The sequence below is a fragment of the Tissierella sp. QWL-11 genome, from assembly GCF_058683765.1.
In genome coordinates this window covers 1134394-1148711 of record NZ_CM178750.1, presented here as the reverse complement: position 1 = coordinate 1148711, position 14318 = coordinate 1134394, and the positions used below count along the sequence as shown (strand labels likewise).

The following is a 14318-nucleotide window of genomic DNA, read 5'->3' as shown; positions in this document are numbered from 1 at the left end:
TTAAACCCTCCAATTCTATATTCTTATTAATATTAATATTCCTATAGAAGGAGGATTATGTGAGTAATATTTTTATTCAGGGCTTACTGAGTCTTTATTACTTAAAATGCTTATCATAAACTTTGGTAAAGCCATTTGCCTTTTTATTCTAGATGGATTTTTTATAAGTCTATAAAACCATTCTAATCCAAGCTTTTGATAGATTTCTGGTGCTCTTTTAGCCTTACCAGCTAATACGTCCATAACTCCACCATTTCCAATTATAACTTTAGCCTGTATTTTATCTTTGTTTTCATTTATCCAAATCTCTTGCTTAGGAAATCCTAATCCTACAAATACTATATCTGCTTTAGAAGAGTTTATTTCATTAATTATTTCTTTTTCTTCATCAGAGTTCATTATTCCAATATGGCTTCCTTTAAAAAATCCATTGTGATGTCCACAGACTTTTATATTAGGATAGTTCTTTTCTATATGCTCTCCTGCCTTTTTTGAAATTCCCTCTTCTCCTCCAAGTAGATATATACTATAAGAATATTGATTTGCAAGCTTTAATACTTCTATAGAAGTATCAAAACCCGTAACTCTTTCTTTCAAAGGAAACTTTCTAATTTTTGACCCATAAATTAAACCTATACCATCTGGTAAAATTAAATCTCCTTTGTTTAGTATATTTTTTAAATTTGCATCTTCTTTCGCTGCCATTATAATTTCAGTATTTGGAGTGTATATAACATGTAGTTTTTCCTCTCTCAAAAACCCTTCTAATTTATCTACAGTTTCTAAAAGAGTAGTATTATCGACTTTTACTCCAAATATATTGATCTTTTTCATTTAATCACCCAATTCTAATAATTCTAAGGCCATGGACACATTTGATAGAGCCTTCTGTTTAAACTTTTCATCTTGTTTTTTTAGACTGTTCTTAATTTCATCTTTGTTTGCCCACACTCTATCTATATTATATATAAGCTCTTGAAATTTTAAATTTTCCACTGGGCACATATAATTTATATCAAAGGACTTTAATATTCCTTCGACTTTAGGATCATACACTATTCCAACCATAGGGATTTCTTGAGTAGCAGCATAAATTAAGGAATGTAATCTCATGGCTACAATCAAATCAAGCTTTTTTATTACCCCCATTATGTCTTCTACGCTATATTTATTTTTAAGAGTATAACAATTATTGTTCTTAACTTTATTTTTAACATTTAAGCTAATTTTCAAATCTTCAGGATGATGCATGGGAATTAAAATTATATTTGTATCGTATTTTTCTAGTATATAATCTATAACCTTGGAAATTACATCTTCCAAACCTTCTGAGTTTTTCCACTTTCTTATGGATATACCTATATAACTCTTATCTAAGGGTATGTTTTCATCTATAAAAATCTGCCTTATCCTGTCCTCATTTGAAGGATCTAAGGTAAATACAGGATCTGCTGTTACTAGTATATTTTGATTAGTAATCCCCATATTCTCTAAATAGTTTTTAGAATCCTCATCTCTTAAAGTAATTAAATCAACTTTATTTAATATCCTTTTAGTTAAATATCTATTAAATTTTTTATTAATTGGTCCTATACCATTTGCATATACCATTATCTTCTTTTTGTAAAATTTGGACACATACATAATCATCAGATAGTACCATAGGGATCTACTACTTGTTACATCTTGAAGTAGACTCCCTCCACCACTAATCAAAAGAGAAGTAGATTTGATTGCATTTAGAACTTCTTTCAATTTAAATCTATTTACAGCTTCTACTTTGTATATGGATCTAGTACTTTTAGGGTTGTTTGATAATACAGTTATATCTATATTTTTATCCTCATTTTTTATATCCTTTACTATGGCCTTTAATATGGCATCATCTCCACTATTGTCAAAACCATAGTACCCAGATAAAAGTATTTTTCTATCTATATTCATCGTGATTCTCCCTTATGGATTCTAAATAAAGTCAAGATAAAGCTTACCATTATCCAAAAAGTAAATATTATTCTAGGTAGATAGAGAATATTTTCTACACCACCATGGGCAAGTACTGCTCCCAATCCTGATAGTACCCCTGCTGTAATTACTCTTATATAATTATCATCTGATTTTACAAGATTATTTATAGCGTATTTAAACAAAATAAACAAGAAAAACAAAAATACTATTAAACCAGTGATCCCTGTCTCTGCAGCAGTTTGCAAATAAGTATTGTGTGCATGGAAGGTGGGCATTGTTCTTATATATGTCTCAAAGGTCTGTTTAAATGGAATATGTCCAAACCCTACTCCTGCAATGGGATGATCTCTTATAATATCTCCTGTAATTTCCCACATCTTAATTCTATAAGCATTAGAAGAATCCTGTAAGTTTCCAATACTTAAAATCCTATTTAAAATAGTTTCAGGAAGCAAATATATAGCTCCTATAGATAAAGGTATTAAAGTTAATAGCAATCTCTTTTCTATTAAGAGGATAAATATAAGGGCAGAAAATGCAAACCCTAACCAACCTCCTCTTGACATTGTAAATATCAAAGAAAGAATCATAACTAAAGACATGCCCAAAAATATAACTTTTTTATGGGGCTTTTTGCTAAACCAAAATAAAGATATACAAAGAGGTATAGTCATAATTAAATATTCTGCAAGTATATTTGGATTATGAAAGACGGAGTATACCCTAGTTCTTATACCAGGATTGTTCTCCACATCTAGCCAAGCACTTTCTACTTCTACCCCAACTACATATTGATATAGTCCATATAGAGCTACTAAAAATGCGGAAAATACCATCATAGTAATGATTATATTTAAATCCTTTTTACTTTTAACTGAATTTGATATTACAAATAAAAAACTTAATCCTCCTAAATGTAGGGCTAAATCTCTAAAACTTCCTCCTGGATTTATGGAAGTAAATGTTGAAATAATCATAACAAATACAAATAAAATTATTGGTATATCTATTTCTTTAAGGGTTAATGGATATTTATTCTTTACTATTCTTTCAAATAAAAATACCCCTACTAAAAAAAACATATACAATAAGCTCAACATATCTGGTAAAAATGGCACTAAAAACACTCCAGCCATAAGTCCCAATTTTACATCATACAAAGCTAGTACTATACCTATAATCCCTACTACACCGGCACCAAAGTATTTTAAAGGAAGTAAATGGTAAAATACTGAAAAAACAAGTCCAAGTACTATTGGTATGATAAAGGCTTTCCTTTTTTTAATTTCTACCACCATTTGTCTCCTCCTTCATCAATCATAAATAAACTTGATATAAACCTCCATATAAAAGAATTATCTAATATAGCTTTATAATTACTTGAAAGCTTTGCAATTAACGCTCCAATAATTATAAAAACAAGAGATATTATATACTTTTCTTTTGAATCCATATTAAATATAAATATACTATTTAATATAATTCCTATAAAAATTGATGCTACAAATATTGAAATAGTTTTTATGACTTCTCCATTATCCTTAAATAAACTATTTATATTTTTATATACTAAACTTCCATTAGATTTATCTGTGACAAATTTATAAATACTTTTAAATAATCTATCTACAAATAGAAATATATTATTACATATTTTATAGAATGTACTTTTAAGTATCAAACTATCTTTGGATGTAAGTATATGACTTATTCTGGAGTATTTAAATAGATATGAAAAAAAGTTCTTTGGCTTGTCTATCATTTTTTTCAAAAGACTTTCTCCATATGAATTAGAAAACAAATTCCATATCTTTACTAGTCCTCCTACTACAACACTGTTATACATTTTACCACCCCTTGACTATTCGACTACCTCTATGTCCATGACTGTCCCAAAGAATGCTATTTTTTTATTCTTCATTCTATATTGAGTTCCTACTCTAGTTTGCTCTCCACCAACTAATATGACATCTGGATTATCTTTTACATTTGCCTTTACTTTAAAAGTTACTACATATTTTTCAGGAATAGGAGCATCTATCCATTCCCCATTATATTCTAAAGGTTCTTTATATGATGTATATTCTACTTCTTCTATTTCTCCTATATATCCTCCCTTATCATAGTGATACAGCGGGTCACCTTTAACTACATTTTCCACAGTAGCCATTCTAACATCTTCTACTTGATAAGTGATAACTGCATCAGTTACTTCGTCTACTACTATTGGCTGAGATTTAAGTCTTTTTACTCCTCCAAATATTAAAAGTCCTAATACTAATATTGTTGTTAAATCTATAATATTTATTAACCCAAATAACTTTCCTTTTTTATCTATTAATTTCATCTTTTGTCTCCTCTTTCTATTATTTCTCTATAAATCTCTACATGTCTTTGTGCCATAGAATCTGAAGAAAACTTTTCTTTGACATCACTATATAATTTGTCTCCCATTGTCTTTATTTTGTCTTTATCACATATAAGCAAGTTCAACTTATCCCTTAGCTGTAATTCATCTCCTACATCTATTAAATATCCATTGTATCCATCATCAATTAGGATCTCCAACCCACCTACCTTTGTAGATATAATTGTCTTTTTCATCCTAGCTCCTTCTAATATTACATATGGAAAACTTTCACTCAAGGATGTTAGTACATTTATATCAATCGCATTAAAGAAGGAATATGGATCCTTTATATAATTTAAAAAATATACACTATCTTCTATTTTAAACTCCTTAACCATATCTTTTAATCTGTTTTCTTCAAACCCATCTCCTGCTATAAGAAATATAACATCATTTCTATCCTTTAATATTAAATTAGCTGCCTTTATAAATGTAGAATGATCTTTGACCTGATCAAGTCTTGCCAATATGCCAACTACTGTCTTTCCTTCAGAATTTATATTGTATCTATTAAAAAATTCTTCTTTTGAAACAAAATAGATGTCCTCATTAAAATCTATACCATTATAAGCTGTATATATTTTATCCTCTTTAAAACCTCTATTAATTAACATCTCCTTAAACTCATCAGAAATACCTATATAATAATCAAATTTCTTCAAAGCTATAGTATTTAAAGTAGTAAACACTATGTTTTTATAGAAATTGTCTTTAAAATCTAATTTATAATCACTATGAATAGTAGTTATCATAGGTATATCTATCTTATTTTTTAAAAACATTCCAATAAAATTTGCCCTTGCTCCATGACAATGAAGTATATTATAGTTTTTGCTTTTAATTAAATTTACTAATCTTTTGACAACAGAAAGATCAAATCTATTTTTTTGACTATAAACGTCTATATCTATACCTGCCTTTTTAGTATCTTCATAAAAATCACCTTTCATGAAGCATATAACCTTTGGTTCTATAATTTTATCTAGTCCCTTTATAAGTGAGATAATATGTGTCTTAGCTCCTCCTGTATCTCCTCCACTTATAAGATGAAGCACTTTCATATAGTCCCTCCTCTCTCTTTCCAATCTTAAATTCTATCTTATTTCATATGCGCCTTTTACCATAAATATAGAATCAGTTTTAGCATAAACTCCTCTTCCATCATCTCTTGGTACTATTAATAAATGATTAACTGGTAGAAGGTCTTCTTCATTATCTATATCTATACCTTCTGTAATATCAGTTAAGCCTCTATCCACTTTAACTCCATAGGCCGTAGACTTACCTCCTCTTAGAATTATCTCAGTACCAGATTCAGCTATTAGTTTCTCTCCTTCAGATAATTCTACTACAGTTAAGCTATCTGTTGTAGTCTCATCTTTAGATGAATTTTTAAGTTTTATATCTATGTATTCTTTTATATCATCAATCTTATCATTTACATAGCTAAGAGTAACTAAAGGATCATCTTCAGAACCTGGCTCTGAAAATGCTATACTTGAACCTAGAAGTATAATTCCCGCACTTACACTTATAAATATTGTCTTTAGCTTTTTATTCACCTTATCATCCTTTCATTTTTTAAATTAGTATAATAGAATCTGTCGTTTTCTATTATACTATAAAACCAATAAAAAATAAGCATTAATTAATGCTTATTTTTTTATATGTATTAATTTAAACTTACTTTAGAGATACAAGACCTATACTTATCTTTAGTGCATCATCAATATATCTCATCATCTCTTCATCGAATCTTCCTATTTTTTCTCTAAGTCGCTTTTTATCTATAGTTCTTATTTGTTCTAAAAGCACTACCGAATCCTTTGGAAGACCAAACTCTTGTCCGGTTATCTCTACATGAGTTGGAAGCTTTGCCTTATTTATTTGCGAGGTAATTGCGGCTATTATTATTGTAGGGCTATATTTATTTCCTATATTGTTTTGTATAACTAATACTGGCCTTACCCCTCCCTGCTCTGAACCTACCACAGGACTTAAATCAGCATAAAATATATCTCCTCTTTTGACCATCACAATTGATCACACCCCAGCAATCGTGATTCGTACTCATCTAAATCATTTATATCTTGTTCTAAACCCATTTCTGCAAGAGTTAAATTTATTTGACTCATTTCTTTGTATCCGTTACTTAACTTTTCACAGATATCTTGAACCCATTTATTTTTAAAATAGAGTATAATAGATTTGGTGCTCTTATCAGAATTATCATTATATATCATAGGCACTTTTTTATCTATTCCAATCATAAATTCCACCCCCATTTCTTAGAAAATCACAAGCCTACAAAACAGTATATAACAATTATATATTGAGATACTAATTGATGTCAACTGTTAGGTGATTATTTTCTGATTAATCTAAAATATAATCCACGACATGAAAAATCTTGCTATTCTTCATATAAACTCTTGGTAACCTTCTACTCATCATACAAATCACCTCATAATTAGAAGTACCTAAATGTTTGGCAATTTCTTCTACAGAAGGATATATTTCCTTTTCATATCCAAACAATACAGCTTTGTCTCTCATATCCACATTCTTTAAATGGCTTAAATCTACCATCAATTGATCCATACATATTTTTCCTACTACAGGAACTCTCTTACCATTGATAGCTACTTCTGCTTTTTCTGATAACATTCTAGAGTATCCATCTCCATAACCTATAGGAAGAGTTCCTATCAATGATTCTCTTTTAGTTGTAAATATTCTATTATAGCTGATACTAGTATCTTTTGGTACTTTTTTTATATTTGATATACTTGCCTTTAATGTCATAGCAGGTTTTATATCAATTCTCTCTTTAGATACTTCATCTGAGGGATAATATCCATACAGGATTATACCAGGCCTTACCATATCTAGATCGTATTCTGGTAAATCTAGTATGGCAGCTGAGTTTGAAGCATGTTTTATCTCAATATTTACTCCATCCTTTTCCAGTGTATCTACTATATATTTAAATTTTTCAAATTGATTTTTTGTATAAGTTTTATCCTTTTCATCAGAACTAGAAAAGTGAGTAAATATCCCTTCAATTTTTATATTTTCCAAATTATTTATTTTTTTTATTTCTTCTATAGATTTCTCATTAGGCAAAAATCCTATTCTACCCATTCCTGTATCAATCTTTATATGTATTATAGCCAATTTATCCATATCACAAGCAATCTTTGACAGTCTTTCAGCCTCTTCATAACTATAGATGTTTTGAATTAAATTATATTCTAAAACTTTTTCATATTGACTAGGAGAGGTATAATTTAAGATTAAAATAGGTTCATCTATTCCAGATTCTCTAAGCTCTATGGCTTCAGCTAAAATTGAAACACCTAGTCTATCAGCTCCATTTTCTAAAAAAGTTTTAGATACAGTTGTAGCACCATGTCCATATCCATCTGCTTTTACAATTGCCATTATAAGTGTATCTTTTTTTAAAGAATTTCTAAGGGATTTTATATTATAAATTAAATTATCAAGATTTATTTCTAATGCCACAGGTCGTATTTCATTTAAATTTTCCATTTTTCTATCTCCTCAAATATTTTCATCCTTTACAAAGTTGAAATTATTATATTTTATTATTACTCGTTCTTTGCCATCTTCATCAAGTATCTTCATAATTAGAGGGCTAAAATCTTTTTTCTTTAAATATATTATTTTTTCATTATTATATTTATTTTTTTCTTTTAGATTAGTTTTTATTTTATAACAATTTATTCCTTCTACTTTTTCTTCCTCAATAGAGTTTATGGTATTTAAATCCCTAAAAAGCTCTCCAATTATCAAGTCTTTATTTAGACTTTTAATTGATTTTAGAGATATTGATTGAGATATGGATGAGTTTTCTAAAAAAATATTTTCATCCTTATATTTTATAGTTATTCCATTGCTTTCTTCTGGTTTAATTATATTTAAACTTATATCATCCATTATATAGCTTTCATCTATAGTGTATAGAGATTCCTTATTATCTGTAATGATTTTTATCTCTGTATTAGTTTCATATCCTCCATAGTCTTTTAATTCTTTTTCAAGTTTTTTCATAACTCTAGCTTCTTTATCTATAGTACAGGACACAACAAAAAACATAATAATCATTATAAACAATAGAATTCTCTTCAAATAAATCATCCTTTTTCTATAATCATTTTAATTATATAGGGTATATTTTCCAAAATATCCCTAGCTATTATTCCATACTCTCCTTTTTCTTTCTTTGCAAAATCCCCTGCTAGACCATGTATATAAACTCCTAGCTTACTTGCATCAAATGGATTTACTCCTTGAGCTATGAAAGAGGTAATAATACCTGTTAGCACATCTCCACTGCCTGCTGTAGCCATTCCTGGATTACCAGTATAGTTTATATATATGTCATCTTTACTACATACTATAGTATGATTTCCTTTAAGTACTACTATTATATTATATTTTTCACTTATATATTTAGAATAGAAAATCCTATTTTTCTGTATTTCTTCTATGGATGTTCCTATAAGTCTAGATAATTCTCCAGGGTGAGGAGTAATTACTATTTCATTTTTTTTATTATCTAATATATCTTTATTTAAAGCAAGTGCATTTATCCCATCAGCATCTATTACTAATGGAACTTCTATATTTTTTATAAGATTATCTAAAATATGAATATTGTAAGGATTATTTCCCATTCCAGGTCCTATAGCTATAGCATCCTTATTTTCAATTGATTTTAGTATATCTTGTAAAGATTCTTCTTTAAAATATCCCTGATTGCTATCCTTTGCAGTTTTTATTATTTCTTCTGTAAGTTTAATCGATACTATAGTTTCAAGCATTTCTGGTACCAGTGTATATGTAAGTCCTGCACCACTTCTCATACATGCTCTAGAAGATAAAAATATAGACCCTGTCATTCCTCGACTTCCACCTATTATTAAGGCTCTTCCATAATCCCCTTTATGAGTATCATCTTGTCTTTTAAAAATTATGTCTTTAAGGGAATTGTCTATAAATATTTCTTTTAAAAAATCTGTATCAGTCTTTTCATATCCTATGGCAATAGCTATGGCATATTCTCTTTCATGAGTTATAGATATTTCTATGTTTTTCAAATTTAATTCCTGTAATTTCTCTTTTAATTTTGTATTTAAATTTAAAAATGGTTTACCATTACTATTATGTAGTATCTCAATATCTTGCCAGTTTATCTCTCCTATTCCACTGCCTAAAACCTTACTTATAGCTTCTTTAGAGGAAAATAATCCTGATACTGTTTGACTATTATGTTGTTTTTTTTCAATATATTGGATTTCATTATTTGTAAAAATTTTTTTATAAAACTTTTCTCTATTCCTATAGATTATTTTTTTTATTCTTTCTATTCTTATTATATCTATTCCTATAGACATATAATTTCCCCTTTAATTTGTTATCATTTATTATTAATATTATAGACCCTTTAATCTATTATTTCAATTTAATTGAAAATAAAGCTCTTAAGTTTTTCTTAAGAGCTTTATTTTTTCTTCATCTAGCTAGGATTAATATTTGATTGGGAGCTCATAGATGCTGTTAAACTTGATTTAATTTGACTTACATCTTGTGGATTAGCCTTAGGTGCTGGAGTATAGTATCCTTTTTGTGCGGCCATTTGATATAGTTGATATTGCATTTGTTCAGCTTCATTTCTAAGTGTTTGTAAAGTTGATCTTAATTCTTGATTTTTACATTCTGCTATTGCTGTAGTATATGAATTTATACTCGCCTTAGTACCTGAAAGTATATCATTTACCATATCTTGTTCTTTCATTTTATCCCTCCTATAGTGAATTTGTTAAATTTGTTCCAGTAGTTTGTGCATCCATACTTGCTTGTTTAAACATTTGCTTAAACTGTGGATCTTGAACTTGATTTGCATATAAATCAAATTTTTTGCTCATTGTCATATGACCAGATGCTATTTCTTTTACAGAATTAAGCTCTTGTTGAGTAATATTTTTTAAATTTATACTGTTTTTAAGCGCCATTAAATCTCCTCCTTAATTATTTTTGCAATATTATTTTGACCTAATTGACTATAATTATTCTTTTATATTTTTACTTTAAAATATAATTATTTTAAATACTGTAAATAAAATTTATATTCTGATATAATTATACTTAAAATAAAAATGTGAGGTGCTTTATGGAATTTATATTAGAAAAAGGTGGAAATGTAAAAATTTTCATAATAAAAAAAGACCAAGATAGCCTTGAGAATAATAATGAGCTGTTTAAATATCTAAAAGAAAAAGAATTATTCTCAGGAAAATTAGGAGAAACTTATTTAGATTTAGATATTAAAGGCAATAGCAGCTTATTCTTAGGAGTAGGAAAAGAAGAAGAATTAAACTTAAATGGCTTAAGAAAAGCATTTTATAATGCTGGAAAACAGCTTATGAAAGCTAAAATTGAAAGTATAAGTATAGAAATAGAAAGTTTAAATAACTTATCCTTAAAGGATATTGTTCTAGCTATATCAGAGGGACTATCACAATCTGAATATACTTTCGAAAAATATCTTTCAGAAAAAAGGACTAAACCAAGTTTAGAAAAGGTATATTTAAATGTACCTAAAAATAACAAAGAAGAAGCTTTAGAAGCTATATCTGAGACAAAGAATCTTATGGAAGGTATATTTTTAACTAGGGAACTTGTAAATGAGAGAGCTATGAATATGTACCCTGAGATCTTAGCAAAATCTGCTAAAGATAATTTATCTGAATTAGGAGTAAATGTAACAATATATGAGAAAAAAGAAATAGAAAATATGGGTATGAAAGCCTTTTTGGCTGTAACAGAAGGTTCAGAGAAAGAACCTAAATTTATAGTTATGGAGTATAATGGAGATCCTGATTCTACTGAAAAATTAGCTCTTGTAGGTAAAGGTCTTACTTATGACTCTGGTGGGTATTCTCTAAAGCCAACTTCAAGTATGGATACAATGTTTACTGATATGGCTGGTTCTGCAACAGTTATAGGTGCTTTAAAGTCAATTGCTAAATCAAAATTAAAGAAAAATGTAGTTGGGATAGTTGCGGCTTGTGAAAATCTTATATCTGGAGGAGCGTATAAACCTGGTGATATAATAGGATCTATGTCTGGAAAGACTATAGAAGTTCTAAATACAGATGCTGAAGGTAGACTTACACTTGCAGATGCACTATGGTATGCTACTAAAGAGGTTAAAGCAAATAAAATTATAGATCTTGCAACTCTTACTGGCGCCTGTGTAGTTGCTCTTGGCAATATTAATTCTGGTGCTATTACAAATAATGATGAATTAATGAAAGAAGTAAAAGAAGCTGCAAATATGGCAGGTGAAAATATATGGCAACTTCCTTCTAATGATGAATATAGAGATCTTATAAAGGGAGAATTTGGCGACCTGAAAAATGTTGGTGGAAGAGGTGCAGGTACTATAACTGCTGGACTTTTCTTAGAGGAATTTGTAGATAAGACACCTTGGGTACATTTGGATATAGCAGGAACTGCATATATAGATAAACCACTGGGATATCTTCCTAAAGGCGCTACAGGAATTCATGTAAAAACTCTTTATTATCTAGTTAAAAATATGTAAATATAAATATAAGTAAATGGTAGAGTATATACTCTACCATTTATTTATACTATGAATTATATCTAAGTTTACAGCCCTATTATATAGTATAAATGAATTAATTTGATTTTGATTATAATACTGAAATTTGTCAATAAATAAAAACTATGTTACTATATAGCCATTATTAAATAATAAAAGGAGATGAAAACTTGTCTATTTACCAAATTGCCCAAAGTGCAATTCAGAATATACATATGAAGATGGACTTTTTCTAGTTTGCCCTGAATGTTTTCATGAGTGGACATTAGAATCAGAATCTAAAAATATTCAAGAAGAAAAAATTTACAAAGATGCCCATGGAAGTATTTTAAATGATGGCGATTCAATAATTGTAATAAAAGATTTAAAGGTTAAAGGTAGTTCAATGCCTGTAAAAAAGGAACTAAAGTAAAAAACATAAAGTTAGTTGATGAAGACCATGATATTGATTGTAAAATTGATGGATTTGGTGCTATGAAACTTAAATCTGAATTTGTCAAAAAAGCATAAATATAAAAGCTAGGCCATGGCCTAGCTTTTATATTTATTAATTTACATCATTCATATTAGAAATTATTTCTGTAATAGGTGGTACTACTTGTTTTTTCCTAGACAATACTCCAGGCACATAAAATGAATCCTTGTCCATAGATTTATTAAAGGCTCTTCCTACTAATCCTTTATTCTCCCCTGCTACTATCATTTCAGATCCTTCATTATATATATCTGTAAGCATTAAAACAAATATAGAATATTTATTTTCTTTTGCTTTTTCCTCCATTAAGAGGAGTAATCTTTTTTTCATTTCACTTAGACTAGTAGGGTCCATTGTATAAACTTGTGATATTCCTATAGTGTTTTCATCTATTGTAAATTCTTTAAAATCTTGATTTAATATTTCACTTGGACTTAAACCTTCTAGTGAAGTTCCTGCTTTGAACATCTTTATGGCAAAGCTTTCTATATCTATATCTGCAATCTTAGCTAGTCTGTTTAATATAATCTTGTCTGTTTGGGTTGTAGTAGGAGATTTAAATAAAAGTGTATCTGATATTATTCCTGCTGCTAATATACCTGCTATTTTTTTAGTAGGTCTTATCCCATTTTCAAAATATATAGAGGCTATAATAGTAGATGTACTTCCTACCGGTTCATTTCTAAAGTAAATCGGGCTTCCTGTGAATACATCTGCAACTCTATGATGATCTATTATTTCAAGTATTTCTGCCTCTTCCAATCCATCTATAGACTGACTTCTTTCATTATGATCCACTAATATTACCTTTTTCTTCATACTAGATATCAAATGATATCTAGATATAGATCCGATGACCCTGTTCTTTCCATCTACTACAGGGTATGCTCTATATCTAGTTTTAGACATATTTTCCTTTACATCATCTACAAGGTCCTCTAAAGAAAATGAAATCAAATCTTTTTTGGTCATTACATATTCTATAGGTATACTCTGAGTTATCAGTCTAGATGCGGTAAATGTATCGTGAGGAGTAGAAATAATTGTAATATCTCTTTCTTTTCCTAAATCATGGATTTCTTTTTTTATTTCTCCCTTGCCTGTTACTATCATCAGAGAAATACTACTATCTAATGCAAGTTTTTGTATATCTACTCTATTACCACATATGACTATGTCCTTATCTTCAATGTATTCTCCTAGGACTTCCTTATCCATAGCAAGTACTAGGATTTTTCCATTAAATTCTTTTTTCTCTTTTGGAATTACTATAGGTTTACCTGATAGAGTATCTATTATATTTTCAATTGAAGTGTTAGACTTTCCTAAAATTCTATTATCCCATACATCTATATGGTTTTGCATTATATCTGATAAAGTCACTACCCCTATTAATTGTTCATTATGATCTATAACTGGTAAGCTATTCACACTATTTTGATTCATTAAGCTAAGAGCCATTCCCAAAGATATATCTGGGCTTACTGGAGCTATTTTGTCAAAGTTCAAGTCTTTCACACTTAGCCTTACTGTTTCCATTAATTCTGGTGCTTCTATTTTAAAATAGTCTAGTATAAATTTAGTCTCTTTACTTATATCACCAAGCCTTACAGAAATAGCATCCATATCTTGAGTCTTATTTTTATATTCTCCATAAGCTAGTGCTGCACATATGGAATCTGAATCTGGGTTTTTATGCCCCATTATATATACTGTGTCTTTCATAAAATTCTCCTTTTATATTAATATTATAATTATTGCCCTGGAAATTTCCCCTGTACAATTTTGCTTCTATTATATCATAATATATA

Annotated in this window: 16 protein-coding genes and 1 pseudogene; 2 read left to right on the top strand and 15 right to left on the bottom strand. The window is 28.6% G+C overall.

What is annotated here, in order from left to right; genetic code table 11:
* Window positions 1-72: 72 nt before the first annotated feature.
* The 14 genes from AC4PG3_RS05445 to AC4PG3_RS05380 form a co-directional block, all read right to left on the bottom strand.
* Entirely contained in the window at window positions 73-834 is a 762-nt protein-coding gene (locus tag AC4PG3_RS05445; RefSeq protein WP_492198049.1) for a WecB/TagA/CpsF family glycosyltransferase, read from the bottom strand.
* Window positions 835-1944 (bottom strand): polysaccharide pyruvyl transferase CsaB, encoded by a 1110-nt coding sequence (gene csaB / locus AC4PG3_RS05440; protein WP_492198048.1) that lies wholly within the window; start codon window positions 1942-1944, stop codon window positions 835-837.
* Window positions 1941-3266, bottom strand: coding sequence for an O-antigen ligase family protein (locus AC4PG3_RS05435; protein ID WP_492198047.1), 1326 nt, complete (start codon window positions 3264-3266; stop codon window positions 1941-1943). Before AC4PG3_RS05435 ends, csaB begins: the two co-directional genes overlap by 4 nt.
* Window positions 3257-3814 (bottom strand): hypothetical protein, encoded by a 558-nt coding sequence (locus AC4PG3_RS05430; RefSeq protein WP_492198046.1) that lies wholly within the window; start codon window positions 3812-3814, stop codon window positions 3257-3259. The genes AC4PG3_RS05435 and AC4PG3_RS05430 overlap by 10 nt, the downstream gene beginning before the upstream one ends.
* Window positions 3815-3829: 15 nt before the next feature.
* Entirely contained in the window at window positions 3830-4315 is a 486-nt protein-coding gene (locus AC4PG3_RS05425) for a DUF4330 domain-containing protein (RefSeq protein ID WP_492198045.1), read from the bottom strand.
* Window positions 4312-5439, bottom strand: a complete 1128-nt coding sequence (locus AC4PG3_RS05420) for a glycosyltransferase (RefSeq protein WP_492198044.1) — start codon at window positions 5437-5439, stop codon at window positions 4312-4314. Before AC4PG3_RS05420 ends, AC4PG3_RS05425 begins: the two co-directional genes overlap by 4 nt.
* A gap of 33 nt (window positions 5440-5472) precedes the next feature.
* A complete protein-coding gene (locus AC4PG3_RS05415) occupies window positions 5473-5940 on the bottom strand; it encodes a hypothetical protein (protein WP_492198043.1) in 468 nt (155 codons plus the stop codon).
* Between the two features lie 121 nt (window positions 5941-6061).
* The gene (locus tag AC4PG3_RS05410) at window positions 6062-6415 is read right to left on the bottom strand and encodes a type II toxin-antitoxin system PemK/MazF family toxin (protein WP_492198042.1); all 354 of its coding nucleotides are present in this window, start codon (window positions 6413-6415) and stop codon (window positions 6062-6064) included.
* Window positions 6412-6648, bottom strand: coding sequence for a CopG family ribbon-helix-helix protein (locus AC4PG3_RS05405; protein WP_492198041.1), 237 nt, complete (start codon window positions 6646-6648; stop codon window positions 6412-6414). The genes AC4PG3_RS05410 and AC4PG3_RS05405 overlap by 4 nt, the downstream gene beginning before the upstream one ends.
* Before the next feature lie 106 nt (window positions 6649-6754).
* A complete protein-coding gene (alr, locus tag AC4PG3_RS05400) occupies window positions 6755-7930 on the bottom strand; it encodes an alanine racemase (RefSeq protein WP_492198040.1) in 1176 nt (391 codons plus the stop codon).
* A gap of 12 nt (window positions 7931-7942) precedes the next feature.
* Entirely contained in the window at window positions 7943-8530 is a 588-nt protein-coding gene (locus tag AC4PG3_RS05395) for a hypothetical protein (protein WP_492198039.1), read from the bottom strand.
* 5 nt (window positions 8531-8535) lie between these two features.
* A complete protein-coding gene (locus tag AC4PG3_RS05390) occupies window positions 8536-9798 on the bottom strand; it encodes an NAD(P)H-hydrate dehydratase (RefSeq protein WP_492198038.1) in 1263 nt (420 codons plus the stop codon).
* 122 nt (window positions 9799-9920) lie between these two features.
* On the bottom strand, window positions 9921-10199 hold the full coding sequence (locus AC4PG3_RS05385; protein WP_492198037.1) for a spore coat protein: 279 nt from the start codon (window positions 10197-10199) through the stop codon (window positions 9921-9923).
* A 10-nt stretch (window positions 10200-10209) separates the two neighbouring features.
* Window positions 10210-10416 (bottom strand): hypothetical protein, encoded by a 207-nt coding sequence (locus AC4PG3_RS05380; RefSeq protein WP_492198036.1) that lies wholly within the window; start codon window positions 10414-10416, stop codon window positions 10210-10212.
* 158 nt (window positions 10417-10574) lie between these two features.
* Here AC4PG3_RS05380 and AC4PG3_RS05375 point away from each other — a divergent pair, with 158 nt between their 5' ends.
* Both AC4PG3_RS05375 and AC4PG3_RS05370 read left to right on the top strand, forming a co-directional pair.
* Complete coding sequence (locus AC4PG3_RS05375) at window positions 10575-12011, top strand: leucyl aminopeptidase (protein ID WP_492198035.1); 1437 nt, start codon at window positions 10575-10577, stop codon at window positions 12009-12011.
* Between the two features lie 238 nt (window positions 12012-12249).
* A pseudogene (locus AC4PG3_RS05370) lies at window positions 12250-12542 on the top strand (zinc ribbon domain-containing protein YjdM); the annotation flags it as partial.
* Between the two features lie 37 nt (window positions 12543-12579).
* Here the strand turns inward: AC4PG3_RS05370 and AC4PG3_RS05365 are convergent.
* Window positions 12580-14232, bottom strand: a complete 1653-nt coding sequence (locus AC4PG3_RS05365; RefSeq protein ID WP_492198034.1) for a putative manganese-dependent inorganic diphosphatase — start codon at window positions 14230-14232, stop codon at window positions 12580-12582.
* Window positions 14233-14318: the final 86 nt, after the last annotated feature.